At 64.1% G+C, this 25,253-nt stretch carries 30 protein-coding genes; 29 read left to right on the top strand and 1 reads right to left on the bottom strand.

From position 1 onward, the window contains the following. Positions 1–21: 21 nt before the first annotated feature. Positions 22–507, bottom strand: a complete 486-nt coding sequence (locus tag QMF22_RS11700) for a flagellar protein FlgN (protein ID WP_283453733.1) — start codon at positions 505–507, stop codon at positions 22–24. Between the two features lie 309 nt (positions 508–816). Between QMF22_RS11700 and QMF22_RS11695 the strand changes: the two genes are divergently transcribed. The 29 genes from QMF22_RS11695 (at position 817) to fliQ (ending at position 25,252) form a co-directional block, all read left to right on the top strand. Beyond that, entirely contained in the window at positions 817–1,650 is an 834-nt protein-coding gene (locus QMF22_RS11695) for a sigma-70 family RNA polymerase sigma factor (RefSeq protein WP_283453731.1), read from the top strand. Positions 1,651–1,676: 26 nt separating this feature from the next. Beyond that, a complete protein-coding gene (locus QMF22_RS11690; RefSeq protein ID WP_283453730.1) occupies positions 1,677–2,060 on the top strand; it encodes a flagellin in 384 nt (127 codons plus the stop codon). A 179-nt stretch (positions 2,061–2,239) separates the two neighbouring features. Further along, positions 2,240–3,355: a flagellin N-terminal helical domain-containing protein gene (locus tag QMF22_RS11685; protein ID WP_283453728.1), complete on the top strand. Its 1,116-nt coding sequence runs from the start codon at positions 2,240–2,242 to the stop codon at positions 3,353–3,355. A 204-nt stretch (positions 3,356–3,559) separates the two neighbouring features. Next, positions 3,560–4,840, top strand: coding sequence for a flagellin N-terminal helical domain-containing protein (locus QMF22_RS17505; RefSeq protein ID WP_283453726.1), 1,281 nt, complete (start codon positions 3,560–3,562; stop codon positions 4,838–4,840). A gap of 144 nt (positions 4,841–4,984) precedes the next feature. Beyond that, positions 4,985–6,088 (top strand): flagellin N-terminal helical domain-containing protein, encoded by a 1,104-nt coding sequence (locus tag QMF22_RS11675; protein ID WP_283453724.1) that lies wholly within the window; start codon positions 4,985–4,987, stop codon positions 6,086–6,088. A gap of 190 nt (positions 6,089–6,278) precedes the next feature. Beyond that, complete coding sequence (locus tag QMF22_RS11670) at positions 6,279–7,451, top strand: flagellin N-terminal helical domain-containing protein (protein WP_283453721.1); 1,173 nt, start codon at positions 6,279–6,281, stop codon at positions 7,449–7,451. A gap of 111 nt (positions 7,452–7,562) precedes the next feature. Then, complete coding sequence (gene fliD, locus QMF22_RS11665; protein ID WP_283453719.1) at positions 7,563–8,942, top strand: flagellar filament capping protein FliD; 1,380 nt, start codon at positions 7,563–7,565, stop codon at positions 8,940–8,942. Between the two features lie 5 nt (positions 8,943–8,947). Beyond that, positions 8,948–9,376 (top strand): flagellar export chaperone FliS, encoded by a 429-nt coding sequence (locus QMF22_RS11660; protein WP_283453717.1) that lies wholly within the window; start codon positions 8,948–8,950, stop codon positions 9,374–9,376. After that, positions 9,357–9,755, top strand: coding sequence for a hypothetical protein (locus QMF22_RS11655; protein WP_283453715.1), 399 nt, complete (start codon positions 9,357–9,359; stop codon positions 9,753–9,755). Before QMF22_RS11660 ends, QMF22_RS11655 begins: the two co-directional genes overlap by 20 nt. Before the next feature lie 179 nt (positions 9,756–9,934). After that, positions 9,935–10,276: a flagellar basal body rod protein FlgB gene (locus QMF22_RS11650; RefSeq protein WP_283453713.1), complete on the top strand. Its 342-nt coding sequence runs from the start codon at positions 9,935–9,937 to the stop codon at positions 10,274–10,276. Beyond that, positions 10,273–10,662 carry a flagellar basal body rod protein FlgC gene (locus QMF22_RS11645; protein ID WP_283454090.1) on the top strand — a complete coding sequence of 130 codons (390 nt, stop codon included), beginning with the start codon at positions 10,273–10,275 and terminating at the stop codon, positions 10,660–10,662. The genes QMF22_RS11650 and QMF22_RS11645 overlap by 4 nt, the downstream gene beginning before the upstream one ends. Next, positions 10,662–10,967, top strand: a complete 306-nt coding sequence (gene fliE / locus QMF22_RS11640; RefSeq protein ID WP_283453711.1) for a flagellar hook-basal body complex protein FliE — start codon at positions 10,662–10,664, stop codon at positions 10,965–10,967. Before QMF22_RS11645 ends, fliE begins: the two co-directional genes overlap by 1 nt. Continuing rightward, on the top strand, positions 10,967–12,583 hold the full coding sequence (fliF, locus tag QMF22_RS11635) for a flagellar basal-body MS-ring/collar protein FliF (protein ID WP_283453709.1): 1,617 nt from the start codon (positions 10,967–10,969) through the stop codon (positions 12,581–12,583). Before fliE ends, fliF begins: the two co-directional genes overlap by 1 nt. Next, the gene (gene fliG / locus QMF22_RS11630) at positions 12,580–13,596 is read left to right on the top strand and encodes a flagellar motor switch protein FliG (protein ID WP_283453707.1); all 1,017 of its coding nucleotides are present in this window, start codon (positions 12,580–12,582) and stop codon (positions 13,594–13,596) included. Before fliF ends, fliG begins: the two co-directional genes overlap by 4 nt. Next, positions 13,586–14,203 (top strand): FliH/SctL family protein, encoded by a 618-nt coding sequence (locus QMF22_RS11625; RefSeq protein ID WP_283453704.1) that lies wholly within the window; start codon positions 13,586–13,588, stop codon positions 14,201–14,203. Before fliG ends, QMF22_RS11625 begins: the two co-directional genes overlap by 11 nt. Further along, complete coding sequence (locus QMF22_RS11620) at positions 14,200–15,537, top strand: FliI/YscN family ATPase (protein ID WP_283453702.1); 1,338 nt, start codon at positions 14,200–14,202, stop codon at positions 15,535–15,537. Before QMF22_RS11625 ends, QMF22_RS11620 begins: the two co-directional genes overlap by 4 nt. Beyond that, on the top strand, positions 15,534–15,983 hold the full coding sequence (locus QMF22_RS11615) for a flagellar export protein FliJ (protein WP_283453700.1): 450 nt from the start codon (positions 15,534–15,536) through the stop codon (positions 15,981–15,983). The genes QMF22_RS11620 and QMF22_RS11615 overlap by 4 nt, the downstream gene beginning before the upstream one ends. Further along, positions 15,980–16,636 (top strand): C40 family peptidase, encoded by a 657-nt coding sequence (locus tag QMF22_RS11610; protein ID WP_283453698.1) that lies wholly within the window; start codon positions 15,980–15,982, stop codon positions 16,634–16,636. Before QMF22_RS11615 ends, QMF22_RS11610 begins: the two co-directional genes overlap by 4 nt. Continuing rightward, positions 16,633–18,087, top strand: a complete 1,455-nt coding sequence (locus QMF22_RS11605) for a flagellar hook-length control protein FliK (protein ID WP_283453696.1) — start codon at positions 16,633–16,635, stop codon at positions 18,085–18,087. The genes QMF22_RS11610 and QMF22_RS11605 overlap by 4 nt, the downstream gene beginning before the upstream one ends. A 13-nt stretch (positions 18,088–18,100) precedes the next feature. Further along, positions 18,101–18,583: a flagellar hook capping FlgD N-terminal domain-containing protein gene (locus tag QMF22_RS11600; protein WP_283453694.1), complete on the top strand. Its 483-nt coding sequence runs from the start codon at positions 18,101–18,103 to the stop codon at positions 18,581–18,583. 64 nt (positions 18,584–18,647) lie between these two features. After that, entirely contained in the window at positions 18,648–19,856 is a 1,209-nt protein-coding gene (locus tag QMF22_RS11595; protein ID WP_283453692.1) for a flagellar hook protein FlgE, read from the top strand. 150 nt (positions 19,857–20,006) lie between these two features. After that, positions 20,007–20,240 (top strand): flagellar FlbD family protein, encoded by a 234-nt coding sequence (locus QMF22_RS11590; RefSeq protein WP_283453691.1) that lies wholly within the window; start codon positions 20,007–20,009, stop codon positions 20,238–20,240. Beyond that, on the top strand, positions 20,240–21,106 hold the full coding sequence (locus QMF22_RS11585) for a motility protein A (RefSeq protein ID WP_283453689.1): 867 nt from the start codon (positions 20,240–20,242) through the stop codon (positions 21,104–21,106). Before QMF22_RS11590 ends, QMF22_RS11585 begins: the two co-directional genes overlap by 1 nt. Then, entirely contained in the window at positions 21,103–21,960 is an 858-nt protein-coding gene (locus QMF22_RS11580) for an OmpA/MotB family protein (protein ID WP_283453688.1), read from the top strand. The genes QMF22_RS11585 and QMF22_RS11580 overlap by 4 nt, the downstream gene beginning before the upstream one ends. A gap of 73 nt (positions 21,961–22,033) precedes the next feature. Further along, entirely contained in the window at positions 22,034–22,945 is a 912-nt protein-coding gene (locus QMF22_RS11575; protein ID WP_283453686.1) for a flagellar motor switch protein FliM, read from the top strand. Then, positions 22,942–23,649, top strand: coding sequence for a flagellar motor switch protein FliN (gene fliN, locus QMF22_RS11570; RefSeq protein WP_283453683.1), 708 nt, complete (start codon positions 22,942–22,944; stop codon positions 23,647–23,649). The genes QMF22_RS11575 and fliN overlap by 4 nt, the downstream gene beginning before the upstream one ends. Continuing rightward, positions 23,650–24,105, top strand: a complete 456-nt coding sequence (gene fliO / locus QMF22_RS11565; RefSeq protein ID WP_283453681.1) for a flagellar biosynthetic protein FliO — start codon at positions 23,650–23,652, stop codon at positions 24,103–24,105. Continuing rightward, entirely contained in the window at positions 24,102–24,980 is an 879-nt protein-coding gene (gene fliP / locus QMF22_RS11560; RefSeq protein WP_283453680.1) for a flagellar type III secretion system pore protein FliP, read from the top strand. Before fliO ends, fliP begins: the two co-directional genes overlap by 4 nt. Continuing rightward, positions 24,977–25,252 carry a flagellar biosynthesis protein FliQ gene (fliQ, locus tag QMF22_RS11555; protein WP_283453678.1) on the top strand — a complete coding sequence of 92 codons (276 nt, stop codon included), beginning with the start codon at positions 24,977–24,979 and terminating at the stop codon, positions 25,250–25,252. Before fliP ends, fliQ begins: the two co-directional genes overlap by 4 nt. The last annotated feature ends 1 nt before the right edge of the window (position 25,253 follow it).

The raw sequence follows: 25,253 nt of genomic DNA, 5'->3' as shown, positions 1-25,253 counted from the left end.
CTTCTCGTTCGTTCTGCAAAGTTATAGGTTGCGGTCGAAAATGCGGGCCGCGGTCACCGGGTCGTCGGTGACCCCGCTGGCGTCGTAGGTCTTGGGGTTGGCGCTGACCGTGGTCAGGGTTTCCTGGGTGGAGCGGGCCGCGGAACGAATGAATCGTTCGTTGGTGTCTCGGAGTTCTTTGATTTGGGTGGTGAGGTCTCCCATGGCCTTGAGGTGCGCGGCCAAGATTTCGCCCCACGGCCCTTCGGGAGCATTGGCGGCGAGTTCACGAAGAGTGGCGTCTTCGGCTGTTCCCCACTGGGTGGCCAGTGCGGCTACCTCGACGGAACGCCCGAGTCCGGCTTCGCGCACGAGGTTCAAAACCTGTTCGACCTCGCGAGTGGCGTGTTGCAGCCAGCGGGACTTCCCGCCCTGCAGCAGAAGCTGTTCCTCTTCGAGTTTGAAGACGAGCAACTCGAGAAGTTCACGTTCTCGCCAGAGCAACGCAGACAATTCGTTGGCGCCCATGACTCCTCCAGCCCACAATTTGACTCGCGCTCAGGGTCACACGGGTGCGTGTGCTCTGGTTCATTCGTTGGCACTATCGGCTGCTGGGCGACCATGGTTAGGCAAAATCCCCCGAATTCTTGCGGATTTGCTCAATCGTGTCCTCAGAAGAGAGGACATGCCAATGTATCGAATGGGCCTTGTAGCGCTACCCATTTACCCCTTACTTCGAGTAGCTTTGATTTCGCAGGCATGGGAGCCTCTCGCGGGAGGCGCATCAGCCCTTCCGTGCACATTCGACAATTGGCAGGAAAAGCTCGGGGGCCGCACGTGAATCGCACTGACCGCAATGCCCTTGTCGTGGAGAATCTGCCCCTGGTCGGTTACCTCGTGTCGGAGGTCTGGGCCAAGGCTCGGCACCTGTCCCGCGACGACCTCGCGTCGGCCGGCGCTGTCGCTCTCATCACCTCAGCGGATGCTTTCAACCCCACCCTCGGAGTTCCCTTCGGCGCCTTCGCCCGGCGCCGCATCATCGGTGCTTTCGCCGACGAGATGCGCTCGAGCGACTGGGCCACCCGCTCCGCTCGCCGCCGCATCAAAGAGACCATGGCCGTGCAGGAGACCCTCGCGGCTGCGCTCGGACGCATCCCGAACGTGAACGAGATCGCCGATGCTCTCGGCGTCGACCGCGACACGGCCGCGGCCGGCCTGGCCGACGCGGCCCGCACCCTCTCGGCCCTCGACGACACGACCGCCGAGTTTCTCGTGGCTGACACCGCGATGCCCGAAGAGTCACTGCTTTCCAGCGAACGCCTGGTCTACCTTCGCGCGGCCGTCGCGGCCCTCCCGGAGAAGATGCGGGCCATCGTTGAGCAGATCTACTTCGACGACCGCCCGGTCAAAGACATCGCCGCCGAACTGGGCACCACGCACTCCGCTGTTTCCCAGATGCGCGCCGAGGCGATTCGCCTGCTGCGTGACGGACTCAGCACGCACTACGCCGACGAAATCGAAACTGCGGCTGCGTATCAGCCGGAGTCGCGCATTGCTCCGGCTCGCCGCAGCGCCTACCTCGCACGACTCGCCGACCTCGCCACGGTGGGAATGACCCGCACCGCGCACGAACACCTGCAGTTCGACACGGTCGAACGCGCAGCATCCTGACTTTTCAGTAATCTCACCGCTAGCCCATGGATGGGCCGGCTTCAGAACACCTCACGGAAGAAACCATCATGGGTATGCAGGTCAACACCAACACCTCGGCATCGGACGCGTACCGCAAACTCGCGGACTCACAGACCAGTCTCGCGCAGCCGACCGTGGCCATCTCCAGCGGACTCGCCTCGACCGAGTCTGTCGTTGCCGCTGACCGTGTCGACTTCGAAGGCAAGACCCGTGCCGTCTCAGCCGAGAACACCCTCGCAGCCGCATCGCGCCTGACCAACAATGCCATGGCCGAGCAGATGGTGGACCTCACCCGCGTGAGCATTCTCGCCCAGCCGGTCACCGCGGTCTCTGCCCAGGCCAACCAGGCGAACTCCGACGTTCTGCAGCTGCTCCGCCCCGCAGCCTAGGCTGCTTGATCTTTCTTGAAGACGCTGTCCCTTCGTGGAACAGCGTCTTCGTGTTGTGCGGCCTACTCGGGGGCCAATCTCGTATCGGAATCTAACCCCCACAGCAAAACGGTCGATAGCAAGAGTTGCCAGACCATGGATGGGCTGGTGTACCACGACCCACTCACGGAGGATCCACCATGGGCATGCAAGTAAACACCAACGTCGCGGCCAACAACGCGTACCGCAACCTGGCCACCACGCAGAACGACCTGTCGAAGTCGCTCGAGAAGCTTTCGAGTGGTCTTCGCATTAACCGGGCAGCGGATGACGCGGCCGGCCTCGCAATCTCTGAGGGTCTGAAGTCGCAGGTTGGTGGCCTCACGGTTGCTGCCCGCAACGCTCAGGACGCAGTGAGTGTCATTCAGACTGCTGAAGGTTCGCTCAATGAGGTGCAGTCGATTCTGCAGCGTGTTCGCGACCTGGCCGTTCAGGCCGGTAACGACTCGAACAACACCGAGTCGCGTGGCGCGATCAAGACCGAGGTCGAAGCACTGACCAAGGAACTCACTCGCATCAGCGACTCCACGAACTTCAACGGCACCCAGCTGCTTGATGGTTCCAAGCCGACCCTGAGCTTTCAGGTCGGAGCCAACGGCGACGCCAGCAGTCAGATTGCCGTAGATCTCTCGAAGGCCGACGTCTCCGACGTCACCAAGGCCATCGGCTCGACCAACGTCGGAACGTCCTTTGCGACGCCCGGTGCCAGCGTCACAACCGTTGCTTTCACTATCGATACGGTAGCCGTCACTACTGGAACAGTCGCTTTTGCAGCAGGCGGAACCGCTCAGGATGCTGCAGACGAGTTGAACTCCGACAGCGGCTTCAGCGCGAAGCTGATTGCATCGGTCGACGAGAACGGCGCGTTGAACGTTAAGGCCATTGCCGGTGGCGTCATCGACGAGAAGTCGACGACAGAACTTGCAGATGCCGCCAAGCAGAGCACCATCGGTGGCTTGGACTTCTCCTCGGCCGAGGGTGCTGCTGCAGCTATCACGGCTCTGGACCGTCAGATCTCCGGCATCTCGACGGCTCGCGCCTCGCTCGGTGCGGACCAGAACCGGTTCGAGAGTGTCATCAAGAACCTGGCCGTCTCCAAGGAGAACCTCACCGCTGCCGGTTCGCGTATTCGCGATACCGACATGGCCGAGGAAATGGTCAAGTACACCCGTGCGAACATCCTGTCGCAGGCTGGCACCGCTATGCTCGCGCAGGCCAACCAGAGCAACTCGGGCGTTCTGCAGCTGCTCCAGTAATACGCCTCACCACCGGATCAGAGTCTGATCCGGTCGCTGTAGCCGGGGCACCGCGAATTCAATCGCGCTGTCCCTGGCCACGGCACCCCCCGAACGCGCCTGTTCAGCCGGTTCTTCTGACGGCCTGAACGCTGCGGTCGATAGACATAAGTGCTGGCCCATGGATGGGCCGGCGCACGTAGTCCCAGTCACGGAGGAACTCAAATGGGCATGCAAGTCAACACCAACGTTGCGGCGAATAACGCGTACCGCAACCTGGCAACTACACAGAACGACCTGTCGAAGTCGCTGGAAAAGCTTTCCAGTGGTCTTCGTATCAACCGGGCAGCGGATGACGCGGCCGGCCTCGCAATCTCTGAAGGTCTGAAGTCGCAGGTTGGTGGCCTTACGGTTGCCGCTCGTAACGCTCAGGACGCGGTCAGTGTTATTCAGACCGCTGAAGGTTCGTTGAACGAGGTGCAGTCGATTCTGCAGCGTGTTCGTGACCTGGCCGTTCAGGCCGGTAACGACTCGAACAACACCGAGTCGCGCGGCGCCATTCAGACCGAGGTCACGGCGCTGACCAAGGAACTGACCCGCATCGGCCAGTCGACGAACTTCAACGGCACCCAGCTGCTCGACGGCACGAAGCCGAACCTGAGCTTTCAGGTCGGAGCCAACGGTTCAGCCAGTAGTCAAATTTCCGTGGACCTGTCGAAAGCCAACGTTGCTTCTGTTGTCAACACATTGGCGAACGGCGTACCCGCTGCTCTCCTCACTGCGGGCACCGCAGCGACTGAAAAAGATGCAGCCGTAAATGGCTATGACCGCATAGTCGTCAGTCTGAAGGATGCTGACGCAAGTGGTAACTACACGTTGACTCAAGACGGCGTTTCCAAGAACGTGTTTCTTGGAACGACAAACGCCGCCATGGATCAAAGCCAAATCACTTCTGCGTTGACCACGGCATTTTCTGGCTATTCCATCAGCGAATCTAGTGGCGTGTACACCATAGAAAAATCGTTTGTAGGGGGCAGCCAGCCCGCTAGCAAGCCGATTTCTGTGGTGATTAATGCATCCCAGAACAGCACTGACTCGGCTACGGATGGCGCGGCTCTCTCGAACACCGCGTCTTTTAGCGCCGGGTCGGCCGCTACGTACAACAATGATGGCGTCACTGCCGTCTACTCTGACGCTCTAACTGCTTTGAAGTTTACGGACGCGGGTGAGGCAGCCAACGCGATCAAGCTTCTCGACACGCAGATCTCGGCTATCTCGACGGCTCGCGCCTCGTTGGGTGCGGACCAGAACCGGTTCGAGAGTGTCATCAAGAACCTGGCCGTGTCGAAGGAGAACCTCACCGCTGCCGGTTCGCGTATTCGCGATACCGACATGGCCGAGGAAATGGTCAAATACACCCGTGCGAACATCCTGTCGCAGGCCGGTACCGCCATGCTCGCGCAGGCCAACCAGTCCAACTCGGGCGTGTTGCAGCTGCTCCAGTAACACGAGTGATCGCGTCAGTTTCTGACGCGGTCACCCGGCAGGCGCCGGCGGGCTACCAAGCCCGGCGGCGCCTGGCACCAACACGTTTCACTGCTGGCCCATGGATGGGCTGGCACACCCAGTCCCAGTCATGGAGGAAATCTCATGGGCATGCAAGTAAATACCAACGTCGCGGCCAACAACGCGTACCGCAACCTGGCCACCACGCAGAACGACCTGTCGAAGTCGCTGGAAAAGCTTTCCAGTGGTCTTCGCATCAACCGGGCGGCGGATGACGCGGCCGGCTTGGCAATCTCTGAAGGTCTGAAGTCGCAGGTTGGTGGCCTCACGGTCGCCGCTCGTAACGCTCAGGACGCAGTGAGTGTTATTCAGACGGCTGAAGGTTCGTTGAACGAGGTGCAGTCGATTCTGCAGCGTGTTCGTGACCTGGCCGTTCAGGCCGGTAACGACTCGAACAACGAAGAGTCGCGTGGAGCGATCAAGACCGAGGTCACGGCGCTGACGAAGGAACTCACTCGCATCAGCGAGTCCACGAACTTCAACGGCACCCAGCTGCTCGACGGCACGAAGCCGACCCTGAGCTTTCAGGTCGGAGCCAACGGCGATGCCAGCAGCCAGATCTCGGTTGACCTGAGCAAGGCGGACGTCTCCGACGTCACCAAGGCCATCGGCTCGACCAACGTCGGCAAGTCCTACGACGTTCCTGCCGCTGGCGCTACGGCCCTCACCTTTACTGTGGGGAGTGATGTGACGAGCACTTCCGTCACCTTCGCGACCGGTGGAACTGCCGCAGACGCAGCGAAAGCGTTGAATGAAAACGCCACCTTCAGCGCCAAGTACACCGCAGGCGTCGACGAATTTGATCAGGTCAGCGTAAAAAATAACGCTGGAGATTCGTTTACATCTACTGGGCTGACGGTTGGCGGGGACGTTAGCAAGATCGGCGGCCTGGACTTCTCCTCCGCCGAGGGTGCCGCTGCGGCCATCACCGCACTGGACCGTCAGATCTCCGGCATTTCCACGGCCCGTGCTTCGCTTGGTGCTGACCAGAACCGGTTCGAGAGTGTCATCAAGAACCTGGCCGTCTCGAAGGAGAACCTCACCGCTGCTGGTTCGCGTATTCGCGACACCGACATGGCGGAAGAGATGGTCAAGTACACCCGTGCGAACATCCTGTCGCAGGCTGGTACAGCCATGCTCGCGCAGGCTAACCAGTCGAACTCGGGCGTTCTGCAGCTGCTCCAGTAACACCAGTGACCGCGTCAGAACCTGATGCGTGATCGGCGGCATCCGCTCGTAATCACTACGAGCGGATGCCGCCTCCTTTTAACCCGCGATCGCTGCGAGTTTCTAACCCGGGAGCGGTTGCTGTCGATAGGTATAAGTGCTGGCCCATGGATGGGCCGGAGAATTCAGTCCCAGTCACGGAGGATCCATCATGGGCATGCAAGTAAACACCAACGTCGCGGCCAACAACGCGTACCGCAACCTGGCCACCACGCAGAACGACCTGTCGAAGTCGCTCGAGAAGCTCTCGAGTGGTCTTCGGATCAACCGGGCAGCGGATGACGCGGCCGGCCTGGCAATCTCTGAGGGTCTGAAGTCGCAGGTTGGTGGCCTCACGGTTGCTGCCCGTAACGCTCAGGACGCGGTCAGTGTTATCCAGACTGCTGAAGGTTCGTTGAACGAGGTGCAGTCGATTCTGCAGCGTGTTCGCGACCTCGCCGTTCAGGCCGGTAACGACTCGAACAACACCGAGTCGCGTGGCGCGATCAAGACCGAGGTCACGGCGCTGACGAAGGAACTGACCCGCATCAGCGAGTCCACGAACTTCAACGGCACCAACCTGCTCGATGGTTCCGAGAACCTGAGTTTCCAGGTCGGCGCAAACGGCGACGCCAGCAGCCAGATCGTCGTGGACCTGTCGAAGGCCAACGTTTCCGACGTAACCGCTGGTCTTTCCTCGACCAACGTGGGAGCGTCCTACGACCTGAGCGCTACCGTCGCAGTTTCGGGCGTTCAAAGCTTCGTATTCGATACTGGAACATCCGCTACACCGGCACTCACTCAGGTAGATACAGCTTCATTGAGCGGATTGACGACCTCATCCTCGTCGGCTGACGTGGCGGCTGCCCTCAACGGCGACGCCAACTTCAGCGACAAATTGATCGCCTCCGTAGATGAAAAAGGAGCCGTAAACGTTAAGTCGCTCACCGGCGAAGATGTGACAGCGGGTGTCATAACCTCCGGGGCGCTGGTAGCGACAGCGAACACGGGCATGGCCGACGCAACCGACAGTACACGCGGTGGACTTGACTTCGACAGCGCCGAGGGCGCAGCTGCGTCGATCTCAATGCTCGACAAGCAGATCTCCTCGATCTCCACGGCTCGCGCCTCGCTGGGTGCTGACCAGAACCGGTTCGAGAGCGTCATCAAGAACCTGGCCGTCTCCAAGGAGAACCTCACCGCTGCCGGTTCGCGTATTCGCGACACCGACATGGCTGAAGAGATGGTCAAGTACACGCGTGCGAACATTCTGTCGCAGGCTGGTACGGCCATGCTCGCGCAGGCCAACCAGAGCAACTCGGGCGTTCTGCAGCTGCTCCAGTAACACCAGCACAACCCAGATTGCACATTGATCTGAACGGTGGCAGATGCGGGACGAAACCCGCATCTGCTACCCAAGCACCACCCCAGATTCGTCCACCAGAAAGGGAAACCCATGTCACTCGCTGTCGATGGGCTCATCAGCGGTCTGGACACCACCGCGCTGATCAACTCCCTCATGGAACTCGAGGCCGGGCCGCAAACGCTGCTCAAGGCCAAGGTCACCACCTCCAATACGTTCGTCACGGCGCTGCAGGGGCTGAACGCCTCCATCGCCAGCCTCGCCACGCTCGCGACCAAGAACACCGTCGCCAATGCGCTCAACCTCTACTCGGCCACAAGCAGCAACTCGAGCATCACCACCACGGTCTCCACCGGCGCCAGCACGGGTTCCCTCGACGTTGTCGTCGGCGCGCTCGCCCAGGCAAAGTCCGGCGTCACCGCGGCCATGACGGAATTCAGCGGCACCTCGTTCACCGTCGTGGGTAGCGACGGTGCGGCCCTGGACATTGAAGCCGACTCGAACTCGCTCGACGACGTCGCGACTGCCATCAACGCCTCGAGCGCCGGTATTACGGCCACCAAAGTGGCCTCGGGCACCAACGCCGCCGGCGACCAGCAGTATCGCCTGCAGTTGGTCGCTGATGACACCGGCCTCACCGGAAACTTCGAGCTGTACCAGGGCACGAGCGGTGACGTCACGGCCGGGACCGCCGCCAACGTGCTCGAGGCCACCGGCGCCGCAGTTATCACCGCCGCGCAGGACGCTCAGGTGACGCTGTGGGCTGGAACCGCCGCCGCGCAGAGCATTACCTCGTCAACGAACACCTTCGCGGACCTGCTGCCCGGCGTGGCTGTGACGGTGTCCAAGGTCTCCACCGATCCGGTAACGATCACGGTCGCCCGCGACAATGCCGCGGTCAGTGACCTCGCCAAGAATCTGGTCGGCTCGTTGAACACGGTGTTCGCGCTGATTTCAACCAAGTCGGCCGTGGTCAACAGCACCGACACGAGCGGCAACGCCGTGGTATCGGCCGGTGTATTCAGCGGCGACAGCACGGTACGCGACGTCAAGCAGCTCATTCTTGACGCGGCGTCGTACCCGGTCGACGGCCGCTCGCCGAGCGAAATCGGCATCAGCATCACCAAGAACGGCACGATGGAATTCGACGCCGACAAGTTCGCCGCCGCCATGAAAGACGACCCGGAGCACGTCGAGAAGGTGCTGGCCGAGATCTCGTCCCGCGTCGCCGCCGCAGCCACAAGCGCGTCCGACAAGTACGACGGCATGATCACCGGCAAGATCACCGGCCAGGAGAGTCTGGTCAAGAGCCTCGGCACCCAGATCGACAACTGGGATCTGCGCCTCACGTCGCGGCGGTCGACCCTGGAACGCACCTACGCCTCGCTCGAGGTGCAGCTCAGCAACATGAACGCCCAATCCGCCTGGCTCACCGCCCAGGTTGACGGTCTCAACAGCGCGAACGGAAAATGATGACTATGACAATGGGAACCAACGCCCAGCGTTCGCGCTACAACCGCGACGCGGTTCTCTCGGCCACCCCGGTTCGCCTGCTGACCATGCTCTACGACCGCCTGCTGCTCGACCTCAACCGCACCGAAGCGGCCCAGCAACGGCAGGACTGGCAGATCGCGTCGGACAATCTGATTCACGCCCAGGCGATCGTGTCGGAGCTGAGCACCTCGCTCAACGTCGACGCCTGGGACGGCGGCGAGGGGTTGTTCTCGCTCTATACCTATGTGTCGACCGCCATGGTCAGTGCGAATACGCACCGCGACTCGGCCCGCACCCGCGAGTGCATCTCGCTGCTCGAACCGCTGCGGCTCACTTGGCACGAGGCTGCTGAGCTGCTGCCGGCCCAGCCGGCACCGGTCGCACGCCTGAGCGGTGAGCTGGGTATTGGCTAACCTGGCCGCTTGGGAAGCCGCGCTCGATGACCTCGAGAATAGGCTCGATGCGGCGGCACGGTCGATGCAGGTTGGTGGGTCGGGTGATGAGGCCGGTCGCGTTGGTTCTATGTCGGTCTCGACAAGCTCGACCAACGACGAAGACGGCTCGACCAGCGATGGTAGAGGGTCCGCGGGGGAGTGGAGCGTGCCGACGGAGCTCGGAAGCATTCCGCCGGAACTCGCGGCACGAGTGCAGGACCTGCTACACAACCAGCAGAAGCTCATTCGAGAACTCGAACAGGCTCGCGCCCTCACCCAGAAGCACATCGCAGCGATACGTTCGGTGCCTCCGGAGCGCGACGCGCGGGCATCCGTTTATCTGGATGTGGCCGGCTGACCCCCGTTCGAGGGTAGTGAAACACCGGCGACACGCCGTAGCGCAACAAACTTGGGGAATGTTCTTACGAACTCCTTACCCATCTGTCGGGGCGACCGATAGCAAGGAGTGAGCACGGATTGCTCACCACCGGGCCACGGATTGGCCGTCTTGTCATTTTGTCGACGAAGCGGGTAATCATGCTTGATTCCGTGACCTCCCTGGCCCTCACGAGCGCCCTGGACGGCCTCGCGCTGCGCCAGCGCACCATCGCCAACAACATCGCCAACATCAACACCCCCGATTACCACGCCAAGGTTGTCTCGTTCGAGAGCGCATTGGCCAAATCGGTCGCTGACGGCAACGGTGTTTCGGCCGCAACGACGGAGCGTTCGCTCGACCCGACGCTGCTCAACGGCAACAACGTGAACCTGGACACCGAGACCCTCGCCAACATCGACGCCCTGCTGCGTTACCAGTTCGCTGCGAAGGCCGTCGAAGGCCCGGTCTCGTCGATTCGCGCCGCGATGAAGACCGCCTGATGGTCGACGCAATCGGCATCGCCGGCAGCGGCATGACGCTGCACCGCAAATGGCTCGACGCCATCGCCGACAACCTCGCCAACGCCAACACCGTGACCGCCACAACGGATGCTGCCTTTCAGGAGCGATACATCCTGGCGCAGGAAGGCCCCGGCAACGTGGGCGCCAGCGCCACGGCCGCCTTCGGCGGTGCCGAGGGAACCCTGGTGTACGAGCCGGAGCATCCGCTCGCCGACGCCGACGGATACGTGCGTTACCCCGATATCGACATGGCCGAGCAGATGGCCAACCTCATCATGGCCCAGCGTGGCTACCAGGCCAACGCCGCCGTCGTCGACCGGGCTAAGACCGCCTACGAAGCCGCACTACAGATCGGACGTGGCTGATGCCACTTGGCGCTATCAACGCAACCACCGCCCTCTCCGGGGTCATGGGCAGCTCGGCAACGTCAGCCACCCAGCGCACCGACGGCTCGGGTTTCGGCACCGCCCTCTCCGGCGCTGTCGACAACCTGCAGCAGCTGCAGGGCACGTCCAATACTCTTGCCATTCAGGCCGTCACGGGTGATCTGGGTGACATTCACACCGCCACCATCGCGGCCACCCGCGCTCAGGTGACCATGGAACTCGTCGCCGCAGTGCGTAACAAGGGCGTCGATGCCTTCAACGAGATCATGAGGATGCAAGCCTGATGCCCCAGCAAGTCACCAGCGCCTTCAAGCGTTTCGGAAACGCGATCCGCGAGTTCACCATTGCCCAGCGCACGGTCGCCATCATCGGCGTCGCGGTGCTCGTGCTCGGCATCGCCGCGCTCAGCATGTGGGTCACCAAACCGTCCTACACCCCGCTGTTCTCCGGCCTCAGCGGCGAAGACGCCAACAGCATCGTCGAACAGCTGCGCACCGACGGCGTCGATTATGAACTCGCCGACGGCGGCGCCACCATCCTGGTACCAGAAGCCAGCGTCTACGACGAACGCATCAAGTCGGCCTCGGCCGGCCTGCCCACCTCGAGCACCGGGGGCTACTCCCTGCTGGACACCATGGGCGTCACCTCAAGCGAGTTCCAGCAGTCGGTCACCTACAAGCGAGCGCTCGAGGGCGAACTCGCGAAGACCATCGGCGCACTCGATGGCGTCAAGATGGCCTCGGTTCAGCTCGCGATCCCCAAAGACAGCGTTTTCGTCTCGGAGAAAAACGACCCGACGGCATCCGTTTTCGTGGAAACCCAGAACGGCGTAACCCTCTCCAACGACCAGGTACAGGCGATCGTGCACCTGACCAGCGCCTCGATCGACGGCATGACCGCCGCCGACGTTGCCGTCGTCGACTCGACTGGAACCGTGCTCTCCGCCGTCGGCGTCGGCGCCACCGGCGGAGCAGACCAGCAGGCCTCCGACTATGAGACCCGAGTGCGCTCCGCCGTGCAGGCGATGCTTGACAAGGTTGTCGGTGCCGGCAACGCCACCGTCGCCGTCTCCGCCGACATGAGCTACGAGTCGGCCGAACGGGTCGAAGAGACCTTCACCACCCCGACCGAAGCGCCGGCCCTCAACGAATCCGTCGACACCGAGACCTACTCGGGGACCGGAGGCAGCGCCGCCGGCGTGCTCGGATCCGACACGGCCGCCGTGGCCGATGGCGCCACCGACGGCACCTTCTCAAGCGAGTCGACGACCCGCAACAACGCCGTCAACAAGGTCACCGAGAACCGCACCATTCCGGCCGGAGCGATCACCCGGCAGACGGTTTCCGTGGCCGTCGATGCCGCCGCCGCCGCCAAGCTCAATGTGGCCGACATCACCTCGCTCGTCACCTCGGCCGCGGGAATCGACGCCGTACGTGGGGACGCAGTGACCGTCGAAGTCATGGCCTTCGACACCACGGGCGCCGCCGAAGCAGCTGCAGCGCTCAAGGCAGCAGCGGATGCCGCGGCCGCCGCACAGCTCGCCGAGATTCTGCGGGTGTCGGTGATCACCGCCGGAATCGTCATCACCCTCGTCGTCAGCCTCATTCTGTACGCACGCCGGTCACGTCGCCAGAGCCGGGAATCGGTGGAGATTGGCGATCTCACCACCATGCAGAGCGCGCTCGGAGAGGCCACCGTGCCGCTCTCCGTGACGGCATCGGCCGGTTCCTTGTTCCTCGACAATCCGACCGACACCCCCACCAAGATCATCCCGACCGTCAAATTCGTACCGACCGACACCGACGTGCGCCGCGCCGAGATCGACTCCCTGGCGCAATCCGACCCGCGGAGCACGGCCGAGTTCCTGCGTGGCCTCATGGATGACCGGCAACGCGCATGAACGAACCAGGCGCAGCACTGACCGGCACCCAAAAAGTTGCCGTCGTACTCATGAACATGGATCGCCAACGCGCAACCGAGGTCATGAAGCAGTTCAGCGACATCGAAGCCGAGGTCATCGCCGGCGAAATCGTGCAGCTACGCAACGTAGACCCGGCCGTCGCCGAGTCCACTCTCAACGAATTTCATGAAATCACCCTGAAGGGTCGCCGGCTCTCCCGCGGCGGGCATGAATTCGCCGTCGGCCTTCTCGAAGCCTCCTTTGGTGCCGAACGCGCGGCCGGTGTCATGAACCGAGTGGCCACCTCCATGGCCGGCAAGGCCTTTGAGTTTCTGGATCCTTCCGAGCCCGGCGATGTGCTCAACCTGCTCGACGGCGAGATGCCCCAGACCATCGCACTGGTTCTGGCGCACCTGCGACGCGACCAGGCATCCTCTATTTTGGCCGGTATGGAACCGGGCCTCCGCACCGACGTCGCCCAGTGCATCGCGACCATGTCGAGCGCGACGCCCGAAGCCATTCGGGTTGTGACAGACACGCTCAAACTGCGCACCGGTAAAATTGTGGCGCGCGAGAGCATCGAAGTGGTCGGCGGAATTCAGCCGTTGGTTGACATCATCAACCGAGCGGATGCCGCCACCGAGCGTGCACTTCTGGAAGGCCTCGAGGAACGCGACCCGGCTCTGGCCGAAGAGATTCGATCGCGCATGCTCACCTTTGCCGACATCGTCAAGCTGGAGAGCCGGGACGTGCAGCAGGTACTGCGCGGCATCGACACGACCGTGCTGGCCATGGCCATGAAGGGCACGTCCGATGCCGTCGCCGAGGTCATTCGCGCCAACCTCTCCGAGCGCAACCGCGACGTACTCGACGATGAAACCAAGAGCCTCGGACCGGTGCGGATGCGTCAGGTCGAAGACGCCCGTGCCGAAATCGTGCGCGCTATTCGCGACATGGAAGCGCAGGGCAGCATCACGGTGCAACGCGGTGCCGAGGACGAATATGTCAACTGATACCGGGTTCGGCCGGATGGCCTTTCCGCGCCTGCGCGACGAGGAACAGGACCGCGTCGACGAGCAGTCGCGCGCCGAGGGCCACGCCGCCGGCTACACCGAGGGGTTGCGGCTGGCGGCCGCAGACGTCGCCCGGCGCGCCGACGAGATCAACGCCGAGCACGCCGAGAACGAACGATACGCTGCAACACAGGTCGATCACGCCGTGCGGTTACTCGCTGCCGCCGCCCGCGCCCTCGATGAACGAAGCATTCCGCTCATTCAGCAGGCGGAAGCCACGCTCGTCAACACGTCCCTGCAACTGGCCGAGGCTATTCTCGGTTGTGAACTCAGCCATACCGAACCGTCGGCCCGCCGCGCTCTGGAACGCGCCCTGCACCAGCCAGACCAACTCGACCGAAGCGAGGTGCACAGCATTCGCATGCATCCGGAGGACCTCGTGGTCTTGGGGGCGCAGACACGCGCGCTGGAAAGCATCCGTTTTGTTGGGGATTCCCGGCTCAAGCGCGGTGACGCCATCACCGAGTTCAGCGATGGTTTTCTCGATGCGCGGATCAGCACGGCCTTTGCTCGCGCAAAGGCCGCCCTCGCCGAGGTCGAAGCATGATCACGACCTGGCGCCCACGCGCCACCCAGCTCGTTCAGGCACTCGAAGCGGGTCGCCCGGAGCGGGTCGGTGTCGTGTCGTCCATTGTTGGTCTTGGCGTCGAGGTGCGAGGCCTGCGCTCGGCGATTGGAGACATTGTCACGCTCGGCGCCCGACCGGGCCAGGCTGGCATCGACGCTGAAGTCGTCGCCACCACCGCGACCGGAATCCGATGTATGCCACTTGGACGCATCACCGGTTTGCAGGCCGGCGCCCGCGTGCGATCGGCCGGCTCGCCGCTGCTCGTGCCCACCGGCCGCGGCCTGTTCGGGCGCGTCATCGACGGCCTGGGGCATCCCATTGACGGCAAGGGCCCGCTCGATTCAGGCGGTTTCGTCTCCCTGGAACATGACAGCCCCTCGGCCATGCACCGGGCGCGCATCACGACCCCGCTGCACCTCGGCGTGCGGGTGCTGGACACGCTCACGACGGTGGGCCGCGGCCAACGTATGGGCCTGTTTGCCGGCTCCGGTGTTGGAAAATCGTCCCTGCTGTCCATGATCGCCCGCGGAACGGATGCCCAGGTCTCGGTCATCGCACTGGTGGGGGAGCGCGGGCGTGAGGTTCGCGAGTTTCTCGAAGACGACCTCGGCCCGGAAGGTCTGGCCCGCTCCATCGTCGTCGTGTCGACCTCCGACGAACCCGCGATGATGCGACTGCGCGCCGCGTTCACCGCCACCCGCATCGCCGAATCGTTTCGCGACCAGGGTGCCGACGTCATGCTCATGATGGACTCGCTCACCCGCGTGGCCATGGCCCAGCGTGAAATCGGGCTCTCGGTCGGCGAACCGCCGGCCACTCGCGGCTACCCGCCGTCGACCTTCTCGGTGCTGGCCCGGCTGCTGGAACGTGCCGGTACCGGTGAGACAGGCTCGATCACCGGAATTTACACGGTGCTTGTCGACGGCGACGACCACAATGAACCCATCGCCGACGCTGCGCGCTCCATCCTCGACGGCCACGTCGTTCTCGATCGCAAGCTCGCTATCACCGGCCATTTTCCCTCGGTCGACGTGCTGGCCTCCATTTCGCGCGTTGCGTCCCGGGTGAACAGCCCCGAGCGCAACCAGATCGCGACGACGCTGCGCAAGGTCATGGCGGCCCGGCAGGGCGCGCAGGATCTGCTCGATGTCGGCGCGTACCGGCCCGGCACGAACCCGCTGGTTGATGCGGCCGTTGAGAACGGCCCGGCCATCAACGCTTTTCTGCAACAGCGGATGGACGACCAGACTCCCAGCGAGCAGGCCTGGTCCCAGCTGACCCGGCTGACCCGCGCGTTCGGGGCTGTCGCATGAGCCGCCTCTTTCCGCTGGCCGGGCTGCTGCGTTTGCGCAAGTTGCAGCAGGATCAGGCTGCTCTCGACCTCTCCGAGGCGAATGCCCGCGTGGCCGCGCTCCAGGCCCGTCGGGGTCGTGCCCGCTCGGCCCTCGGCGCTCTCGGGAACACCCCGCAGACCATCGCCGCGCTCAACGCCATGGCCGCGGCCCGGTCGTCGTCGCGCAGCATGCTCGCCGAGCTGGACGCCATGGGGCGTAACCACCAGGAGACCCTCGATTCCGCCCAGTCCAACTACAACGCCGCCAGGGCCGAGTCGGTCGCGCTTGAGAAACTGCATGACCGGCACGCGGCCGCGGTGCTGGCCGAAGACCTGCACGCCGAGCAGACCGTGCTCGACGAAATCGCCGGCGCCCGCTGGCACCGCAACCGCACGGCAAGTTTGAACGAGGGGGAGACACCATGACGATGATCGCGGCCATGGGCAGAATCAGCCAGATTCAGGCGACCCTGCAGCAGCTCTCCAGCGTGTCGACCGAACGGGTCACGACCACTTCCGCAGCGACGACCGCCGCGGCATCCGCTTCGGCTGATAGTTTCGCGGCGACCCTCCACGCGGCGCTCGGAACCAGTGAAACCAGTGCAACCGGATCGGCTAACGGCGTGACCGGCACCGACGTCGTGGCGTCCGCTGAGAAGTATCTCGGCGTGCCCTACGTCTTCGGCGGAGAAGATTCGAGCGGAATGGACTGCTCCGGCCTCGTTCAAACCGTATATGCCGATATCGGAATAGAACTGCCACGCCTCGTCTCCGGTCAGATGAAGATGGGCACCGAAGTTGCCTCCCTCGCTGAAGCCCAGCCGGGCGACCTCATCGTCACCGGTGGCGGCGACCACATTCTCATCTACGCCGGCGACAACAAGGTCATCCACGCCCCGTATCCAGGCCGCACCGTGTGCCTGCGCGAGGCCTACATGACGGATGCCGATATCACCACCATTCGCCGCATCATCCCCACCACCACCCAGGCCGCCGGCACCGGTTCCGCCAACATGCTCAGCGCCGCCTTCGCCGCTTTCGCCCAGCAGAATTCAACCGTCACGGGAAGCACACTATGACCCTCACCCTCGGCCAATTTCGGCCGGCTGCCGCTCCGGCCGCTGCGCCGGCCCAGCGCGACACCAATTCGGCATCATCGGGCGCCGACGCGTTCGGGTCGATTCTGGAGAACACAGTTGCCGATCGCGGTGCGGCCTCGTCGGCTGCGGCCGCAGCCAAGGATCAGAAGAAGGACCCCGTGCAGGATTCCGCTGCCGAGGCCGCCTCGGCCGGTTCGTTCGCGGCGGCGACTGATTCGCCAGCAGCGGATGCCGCGACCCCGGTGGCGTTTCCGTCAGCTCCGACCTGGGCCGCCGCGCACGCTGCAGCGCCGGCGGCGACCGCAGCCGACGTCACGGCGACCGAGACCACTACAGCTGACAGCACCGCGGTCGCCGCCATCGCGGCTGACGGCACATCGGTTAACGCTGTGGTGAGCACCGCGATCGACCTGACCGCGGAGCCCGCTGCGCTGGCCACTGCAGGCGGCTCGGGGACGGCGACAAGCCCCGTCACGGATGCCTTGGCGGCAGTACCGAACACCGCACCGAACGCGGCAATAGACGTCGCCGCAGTGCCGCCAGCCACCACGGTCGCAGCGGTGCTCACGGCAGCTGTTCCCGGGACTGGAGTGCGGGCCGCCCAGGGGCGCACCACTGACACGGGTGCTTCCACTGTCAGCGCAATGTCGACGTCCACCGAAGCGGATGCCGCGGCGCTGCCCGCCCAGGCCGCCGCGACAAACGAAGCGCCCGCGAGTGCACTCGTACCGGCCGCACCGCCGACCCCGGCCGGCGCAGCACTGAACCCCGCCGGGCAGGCCGGCGCAGGCCAAAGCCTCGCGGCCCAAACCGCCGCGACGCCGAACCTCGCACCGGGCCCCGACGCGTCCGCGCGCTCGGTGCTGCCCGACTCGGTTCGGCTGAAGGCCACGAGCACCGAGGCGGTCTCGCCGGCAGCACCGACGGCATCCGCTGTGCCCAGCGTTGCACCAACCGCGCTGGCGACCAGCACAGCCACGACGGTCGCCGCGCCCGCGCCGGCTGCCGCCGTGCCGCTCACCGCGCAGATCATGAAGCCGCTGTTCTCGCTGACCAATGCTGCGCCGGGTGAGCACGTGCTCACCATCAGCGTGACGCCCGATAATCTCGGGCCGGTCACGGTGCGTGCACACGTGACGGGGGAGGGCATTCGGGTGGAACTCTTTGCACCGACCGATCTGGCCCGTGATGCGCTGCGCGTGATTTTGCCTGACCTGCGCCGGGACCTCGCCGGTTCCGGGCTGAGCACCCAGCTCGACCTGTCGAGCGACAGCCAGGCCGGCGATCCCGGCGCCACCCGCCAGCCCCGCTCGGAGGCCGACGGGCGCAATCCCAACGCTCGAAGTCCCGCCGAGCGAGCACCGGACACTCCACTGGAGAACCGAATATCGCGATTCGGGTCCACCCACACCATCGACGTACTGGCCTAGAAGGAGAATAACCGTGACAATCGACGCCCTGGCAGCCAATGCCGCTGCTCCGACCGGAATGTACACGACCACGACCACGTCCACGACGCGCACCCCCAAGCAGTCCATGGACTCGGAGGTGTTCATGTCGCTGCTGGTGACCCAGTTGCAAAACCAGGATCCCAGCTCACCGATGGATACCAACGAGATGATCGCCCAGACCACCCAGCTCGCCATGATGGAGAAGCTCACCGAAATGGCCACCGCGAGCCAGGAGGGCTTCTCCCTGCAGATGCGCACCTCGGCTGCCGCATTGGTGGGGGAGACGGTCACCTATACCAACGCCGATGGCGATGAAGTCACCGGGCTCGCGTCGTCCGTCTCGTTCGCCGGCCCTGTGCCCATAGTAACCGTCAACGGGGAACCGGTGGCCCTCGATGTCATCTCCGGCGTGACGAACGCGACCGCCGCCGTTGACGACTCCGAAGATTCAGCGGAGGCGACGACCGCGGCCTGATCCGCGGCTTGTCCTCGACCCCACCTGCTTCACCACATAGTTCTTTTCTGAAAGGCAGCACTCCATGCTTCGTTCTCTCTACTCCGGCATCTCCGGCCTTCGTTCACACCAGACCATGCTCGACGTGACCGGCAACAACATCGCCAACGTCAACACGACAGCGTTCAAGGCGTCCGCGGCCCAGTTTCAGGACACCCTGTCACAGCTGACCCAGGCCGCCGGCGGCGCCACGGCCACCACCGGTGGTACCAACCCCGCCCAGGTCGGCCTCGGCGTACAGGTCGCTGGAATCTCCACCAACTTCGCCCAGGGATCGTCACAGTCCACCGGCAAAACCACCGACCTCATGATCTCCGGCGACGGCTTCTTCGTCACCTCGCTCGGCGGCGAAACCCTCTACACTCGCGCCGGCTCATTCAACTTCGACTCGGCCGGCCGCCTGGTCTCGCCCGATGGCGCGATCGTGCAGGGCTGGGGCGCCGTCAACGGCGTCGTCAACGCCGGCGGGGCGACCAGCAACATCACCCTGCCGGTTGGTGCCATCGTGCCGGCCAAGGCTTCGACCGCCGCGACGTTCACCGGCAACCTGCCGTCGGATTCTGCGGTCGGTAGCACGCTCACACGCACCGTCGACGTCTTCGACGACCTCGGCAACTCTCGCACGATCTCGCTGACCTTCACTCGCACGGGTGCACCGGATGACGATGGCTGGACTGTTGGGCAATCCAAGCTGGCGGACGGCACGACGCCTACCCCCGTGCAGCTCACCGCCGAGACCGACGCCGACGGCCCCACGGGTAACTTCACCGCCTCCGGCGCCCTGAAAGTTGACGGCATCGATATGGACCTGGCCCAGCTCAAGGGCTTCTCCGGCCTCGCCACGGTTGCCGGCAAGACCACCGACGGCAACGAGGCCGGCACGCTCAACAGCTACACGCTCGGCGCCGACGGCACCCTCGTCGGCCTGTTCAGCAACGGCCAGCAGCAGGCCATCGGTCGCATCGCCCTCGCCAACTTCGTCAACCCCGGCGGGCTCGAGAAGGCCGGTTCCTCGGCCTACCGTGCCACGTTCAACTCCGGTGCCGCCGAACTCGGCACCCCCGGCGCGGTCGGCATGGGCTCGCTCACCAGCGGTGCCCTCGAGATGTCGAACGTCGACCTGTCGCAGGAATTCACCAACCTCATCGTCGCCCAGCGCGGCTTCCAGGCCAACGCCCGCATCATCACCACCTCCGACGAGGTGCTCCAGGAGCTGACCAACCTCAAGCGGTAATCGGTCGCTCGCAAACGGCTCTGGCCCCGCATGTCGGGGCCAGAGCCGTTTCTGTCGTGAAGCGGATGCCGTGCCAGCTAACGAGCGCGGCGTAGCGGCCGACAGTACACCATGACGCCTCCCTCGAGTCGTTCGAGACAGGATGAAATCATGATCGTACTAACGCGGTTGAACGACAGCCACTTTGCGATTAATCCTGACCTGATCGAACGCATCCATGCGAACCCGGACACCACCCTGGTCATGGTGGACGGCGCCAACTTCATCGTCACCGAGTCCATGGACGACGTGATAGAGAAGATCGCCCGCTACCGTGCCCATGTGATCGCGCTCGCATACGATCCGAATGCGGGCGATCTGCCACGAGGCCCCAGGAAGCTCTAGTGGATCCCGCAACTCTGATAGGCCTGGTGCTCGCCTTTGGCGCGCTCCTGGCCATGATCACTCTCGAGCATTCGTCGGTCATGTCAATTCTGCTGCCGGCTCCTATGATTCTCGTCTTCGGCGCCACCATCGCCGTCGGGCTCGCTGGCGGCACGATAAAGGATTTCACTTCTGCCTTCAAGGCGCTGCCGGGTGCGTTCCGCGGAAAGACCACGCCGCCGCAGTCCGTCATCGACCAGGTCGTCGGCCTGGCCGAAACCGCTCGAAGTTCCGGCTTGCTCGCCCTCGACCAGGAAGCCGACAACGTCAAGGATCCGTTTCTGCGGGGAGCCCTGCAGAACATCGCCGATGGCACCGACGGTGACGAACTGCGCATGTTGCTCGAAGACGAGATCGCAACCAAGGCACGCTCCAACCGAAATGCAGCCAAATTCTTTACCGGCCTCGGCGGCTATGCCCCGACTGTCGGCATCATTGGCACGGTCGTTTCTCTGACCCACGTCCTCGAAAACCTCGACACGCCCGCTACCCTCGGCCCGATGATCGCGGCCGCGTTCGTCGCGACGCTGTGGGGCCTGCTTTCCGCTAACTTCATCTGGCTGCCGATCGGCTCCAGGCTGCGCCGTCTTGCCGACCTCGACGTCGACCGCATGACCCTGGTCATGGAAGGCGCCCTGGCCGTGCAGGCCGGAAGCCAGCCGCGGCTGCTCGGTGAACGACTGCGGGCCATGGTTCCGGCCGAGCTGTTGCCCAAGGTCGGCGCCACGGGCAAGGACGTTCAGGCGGATGCTGCCTCACCCGCCGGCAAGACCAAAGGCAAAGGTAAGGGAAAGGGTAAGGACAAAGACCTGCCCGAAGCAGCATGAGTGCGCCCGCCAAGCGGCGCAAAATGGTCGAAGAGGAGGACGTCCACCCCGACGAGCGGTGGATGGCCTCCTACATGGACATGGTCACGGTTTTGATGTGCATGTTCATCGTGCTGTTCGCCATGTCGACTGTGGACCAGGACAAGTACGAGCAACTGGCCAACTCCCTCGCCACCGGCTTCGGGGCCGTCGATGCCGGCAAGGTGGATACTGCCGAGGGAGTCGTCGTGCCGGCCGACCTCATCGATAACCAGGGCGAATCGCCCACGGAAGTCACCCACTCGTCCCAGGCAATCGATCCGGCAGAGGCGACGGCCGTGGCCACAGCGAACGCCGAAGCGGCACAAAAGGAGGTCGCGAAGCTCGATCAGCTGGAGGCTGCTGTGACCGCCAATCTGACCGCGGCCGGTGTGGCCCAGCTGGTCGAGTTTCACATCACCGACCGTGGCCTGACCCTGGGCCTGGTCGGTAGCGAAACGTTCTTCGCACCGGACAGCGCGGAGCTCACCGCGGCGGCGACCGCGGTGCTCGATGCTGCTGCTCCGGCGATGGTGGCCAGCGGGCAGAAGATATCGGTCGAGGGGCACGCCGACAAACACGGCCAGTCCGCGACGTTCGCCTCGGACTGGGAACTGTCCGCGAGCCGGGCAACGCAGGTATTGCGTCGTCTGGTGGAGCAGGGTGGGATTGGCGGAGAGATGATATCCGCTGTCGCATTCGGCTCGGCTCAGCCGGCGAACACCGGATCAACCCTCGAGGACATGGCCCAGAACCGCCGGGTCGATGTAGTGCTGCTGTCGGACCAGCCGGACAGCGTGCGGGCGCTCATCCCTGGTGTGGCCGGGAAGGAATGACCCGGAACAGACGCGCTGCATCCGCTTAGCTGACACTCCTTACCATTCGACTAACCCCGCCGATAGTCCCAACGTGACAGTCCAGAATCAGGTCGACAGCAGTGCGCCCGCGAAAGCGGCGAAGAGCGTTGAGCTGTACGACTTTCGGCGTCCAACCACCCTGGCCAGGGAGCACGCTCGTGTTCTGGAACTGGCCTTTGAGACGTTCGCCCGCCAGTGGGGCACCCAGCTGACCGCACGCGTTCGCGTGCTCTGCATGGTCACCTGCGAGCAGGTACTCATGGCCACCTACGACGAGTACGCGGGCTCTTTGCCGCCGAGAACGGCCATGGTGCTGTGCACGGTCGCCGGTCTCGAAGCCCGAGCCGTCATCCAGTTTCCGACCACGTCGGCACTCACCTGGGTGAACCACATGCTCGGCGGCAACAGCAGCATCCCCGTGATCGCCGAACGCAATTTCACCCAGATCGAACTCGCCCTGATTCGCAAGCTCATTGCCGAAAGCCTCGAAGACCTGCGCTATTCCTTCGGACCGCTGATCGTCGACGAGATGGGAGTCGAGGCGATCCAGTACAACTCACAGTTCGCCCAGGCGGCTGCGACCGGCGACCTGATGGTGGTCGCGACCTTCGCCATTCGGGTGGAGAAAGTGACCGCGACGGCAACGGTGGCCATTCCCTCTGCGGCTCTGATGCCGCAACTCGGCGAAGCGAACCCCACCAGCACCACGTTGAATGCCGCCGAATTTTTGCAGGCCCAGATCGCTGCCGTGCCGGTCGATGTGTCCCTCCGGCTGGAGACGGCCCACGTACTGCCCAGCCGCATTCTGTCGCTGGCCGTCGGCGATGTCCTGCACATTCCGCATCCCCAGCACCGTCCGCTCAATCTGACCGTCGAAGGTCAGTCGCTCGCCCGCGCGGCCGTGGGAGCAAACGGTTCGAGGCTGGCCTGCATCGTCATTGATACCGAGGAGACAGCTCAATGATTTCTACCCGATCCATTCCCGAGGTCGCCGTTGACGCTCTCATCCGCGTGTTGCCCACGACGGTGCCACTGCAGGCGCTGCCGCATCCCGGCAGTGCCGAGCTGAGCTCGCGCGTCGGCTCCGCCGTGGTGGCCTCCTTTGTGGGCACGACCTCCGCCGACCTGGCCGTGGTATTGAGCGACTCGGCCTCGCTCGACGCCGCCGCCGGGGCCAACTCCCAGCTCGTCTCCAGCCAGGACGTTCTTCGTCCGGCCCTGGAGAGCGCCTCCGGCGTGCTCGGAATCGGCGTGCTCGGCGACTCGAGGGTTGAAGATGCCTCGGCGCTGTTCGCCGCCGCCGACACCGACGTCTTCGAGCTGAGCGCCGGCGGTATCGTCACCGGCTGGTTCGCCATTCGCGTGCGCCAGAACGGCGTTGTCGGCGGGCCCGTTCCGGCCTCCAACCGCGTCGCCATGGGAAACCTCGGGCGCATCAGCAACGTCGAAATGTCCCTGACCGTCGAGATCGGACGCACCCGCATGTCCGTGCGCGACGTGCTGTCGCTGAAGCCAGGTGCTGTCATCGAACTGGACCGTTCAGCCGGAGCGCCGGCCGATATTCTGCTCAACGGCCGCCTGATCGCGCACGGCGAGATCGTCGTCGTCGACCAGGACTACGCCGTGCGGATCACCCAGATTCTCGATGTCGCGGATGGCCTGTCGTAAGTGGACACCCTTATAGTCGCGGTGCGCGTCGTCCTCTCCCTAGGCGTCGTTCTCGCACTGCTCTGGTACCTGCAGCGACGACTGTCACGGGGAGCACGCGCACTGGGTAATGCCAACCCGGTGACCGTGGTGGGCCGGCAGCCCATCGGGCAGAAGGCATCCGTTGTCGTCGTAGAGGTCGACGGAACCCGTCTCGTTCTCGGCGTGACCGAGCAGGCCGTGACGGTGTTGCACGAAAAGTCCCTCGCGGCCGACTCAAGCTCGACCCTCGACGAAGCCGTTGCAGCGCTCGGCCGGCCCGCCGCGAGCGCCAGCTTTGCCCGTTCCCTGGCCGCGGCCGAAGCGGATGACGCCGCCCCGGCCCCGACGCAGCCCCGCCCCGCCCCGCTCGCCGGGTCCATCCTGTCGCCGTCAACCTGGCGTCAGACCGCCGCACTGCTTCGGCAGGGACGGTGAACTCCGCGGTCGACCGGCAGGTACACCGTCAGGCCTCTGCCCGGCTCGGCCTGCTGATTTTGTTGGGTCTTGTCATCACCGCGGCGCTGGTCTGGCTCAGCGTCAGTGTCGTGCACGCCCTGCCGGTCGACCCGGCCATGCCGGACAGCCCCATCGACCCGACCCTGCCGACCGATCCCACCGACCCGACTGACCCCGGTGGCGGCGGCCTGACTATCGACATTAATGGTCCAAACGGTGCACCCTCGTCGGCGATCGTCACCCTGCTGGGCATCACCCTGCTGTCGGTCGCCCCGGCGCTGCTGCTCATGATGACGAGCTTCACCAAGATCTTCGTCGTGCTGGCCATGACCCGAAACGCCCTCGCGCTGCCGTCGATTCCGCCGAACCAGGTGCTCGCCGGCCTCGCACTGTTCCTGTCACTGTTCATCATGGCTCCCGTACTGACCGACATCAACAACGTGGCCCTTCAGCCCTACCTCGACGGAACGCTCAACTTCACCGACGCCCTCAACCTCGGTTCTGAGCCGTTACGGCAGTTCATGCTCGCCAACACCCGCGGCGAAGACCTTGCCCTCATGACGCGGGCCGCCGACCAGCCCAACCCCGACAACCCCGACGACGTGACCCTGCTCACCCTCATTCCGGCGTTCATGATCTCTGAACTGCGCGCTGCCTTCATCATCGGGTTCGTCATCTTCATCCCGTTCCTGGTCATCGACATTGTCGTCTCGGCGGCGCTGATGTCGATGGGCATGATGATGCTGCCGCCCGTCATGATCTCGCTGCCGTTTAAGATTCTGCTGTTCGTACTCGTCGACGGCTGGGGGCTCATCATCACAAGCCTCATCGGCAGTTATCAGCTGGCCACATGAATACCAATGCGGTGCTTGATATCGGCCTGCAGGCGCTGATTCTGGCCGCGAAACTGTCGGCTCCCGTGCTGATCACCGCGCTCGTGGTGGGTTTTTCCATCTCGCTGATGCAGTCGATCACGCAGATTCAGGAAGTCACGCTGTCGTTTGTACCCAAAGCCGTGGCCGTCGCCTTGGCCCTACTGATTTGCGGCCACTGGATGATCGCCGAATCGGTCGCCTTCACCAACTCGATGTTCGAAAAGATTCCCTCGTTGCTCGGCGGAGGTTGAC

It is taken from the genome of Cryobacterium sp. PH31-L1 (assembly GCF_030063145.1).
Classification (GTDB): domain Bacteria; phylum Actinomycetota; class Actinomycetes; order Actinomycetales; family Microbacteriaceae; genus Cryobacterium.
Note: the sequence above shows the minus strand (reverse complement) of the source record. Positions and strands in the feature narration are given on the sequence as shown.

Excerpts from the sequence above, each read along its gene's own strand:
- QMF22_RS11580 (WP_283453688.1), top strand. The coding sequence starts at position 21,103 with ATGAGTGCGCCCGCCAAGCGGCGCAAAATGGTCGAAGAGGAGGACGTC.
- fliG (WP_283453707.1), top strand. The coding sequence starts at position 12,580 with ATGAACGAACCAGGCGCAGCACTGACCGGCACCCAAAAAGTTGCCGTC.
- QMF22_RS11650 (WP_283453713.1), top strand. The coding sequence starts at position 9,935 with ATGCTTGATTCCGTGACCTCCCTGGCCCTCACGAGCGCCCTGGACGGC.
- fliN (WP_283453683.1), top strand. The coding sequence starts at position 22,942 with ATGATTTCTACCCGATCCATTCCCGAGGTCGCCGTTGACGCTCTCATC.
- QMF22_RS11700 (WP_283453733.1), bottom strand. The coding sequence starts at position 507 with ATGGGCGCCAACGAATTGTCTGCGTTGCTCTGGCGAGAACGTGAACTT.
- QMF22_RS11615 (WP_283453700.1), top strand. The coding sequence starts at position 15,534 with ATGAGCCGCCTCTTTCCGCTGGCCGGGCTGCTGCGTTTGCGCAAGTTG.
- QMF22_RS11675 (WP_283453724.1), top strand. The coding sequence starts at position 4,985 with ATGGGCATGCAAGTAAATACCAACGTCGCGGCCAACAACGCGTACCGC.
- fliF (WP_283453709.1), top strand. The coding sequence starts at position 10,967 with ATGCCCCAGCAAGTCACCAGCGCCTTCAAGCGTTTCGGAAACGCGATC.
- fliQ (WP_283453678.1), top strand. The coding sequence starts at position 24,977 with ATGAATACCAATGCGGTGCTTGATATCGGCCTGCAGGCGCTGATTCTG.
- QMF22_RS11595 (WP_283453692.1), top strand. The coding sequence starts at position 18,648 with ATGCTTCGTTCTCTCTACTCCGGCATCTCCGGCCTTCGTTCACACCAG.
- QMF22_RS11625 (WP_283453704.1), top strand. The coding sequence starts at position 13,586 with ATGTCAACTGATACCGGGTTCGGCCGGATGGCCTTTCCGCGCCTGCGC.
- fliD (WP_283453719.1), top strand. The coding sequence starts at position 7,563 with ATGTCACTCGCTGTCGATGGGCTCATCAGCGGTCTGGACACCACCGCG.
- QMF22_RS11590 (WP_283453691.1), top strand. The coding sequence starts at position 20,007 with ATGATCGTACTAACGCGGTTGAACGACAGCCACTTTGCGATTAATCCT.
- QMF22_RS11670 (WP_283453721.1), top strand. The coding sequence starts at position 6,279 with ATGGGCATGCAAGTAAACACCAACGTCGCGGCCAACAACGCGTACCGC.
- QMF22_RS17505 (WP_283453726.1), top strand. The coding sequence starts at position 3,560 with ATGGGCATGCAAGTCAACACCAACGTTGCGGCGAATAACGCGTACCGC.
- QMF22_RS11660 (WP_283453717.1), top strand. The coding sequence starts at position 8,948 with ATGACAATGGGAACCAACGCCCAGCGTTCGCGCTACAACCGCGACGCG.
- QMF22_RS11690 (WP_283453730.1), top strand. The coding sequence starts at position 1,677 with ATGGATGGGCCGGCTTCAGAACACCTCACGGAAGAAACCATCATGGGT.
- fliE (WP_283453711.1), top strand. The coding sequence starts at position 10,662 with ATGCCACTTGGCGCTATCAACGCAACCACCGCCCTCTCCGGGGTCATG.
- QMF22_RS11610 (WP_283453698.1), top strand. The coding sequence starts at position 15,980 with ATGACGATGATCGCGGCCATGGGCAGAATCAGCCAGATTCAGGCGACC.
- QMF22_RS11685 (WP_283453728.1), top strand. The coding sequence starts at position 2,240 with ATGGGCATGCAAGTAAACACCAACGTCGCGGCCAACAACGCGTACCGC.
- QMF22_RS11605 (WP_283453696.1), top strand. The coding sequence starts at position 16,633 with ATGACCCTCACCCTCGGCCAATTTCGGCCGGCTGCCGCTCCGGCCGCT.
- QMF22_RS11620 (WP_283453702.1), top strand. The coding sequence starts at position 14,200 with ATGATCACGACCTGGCGCCCACGCGCCACCCAGCTCGTTCAGGCACTC.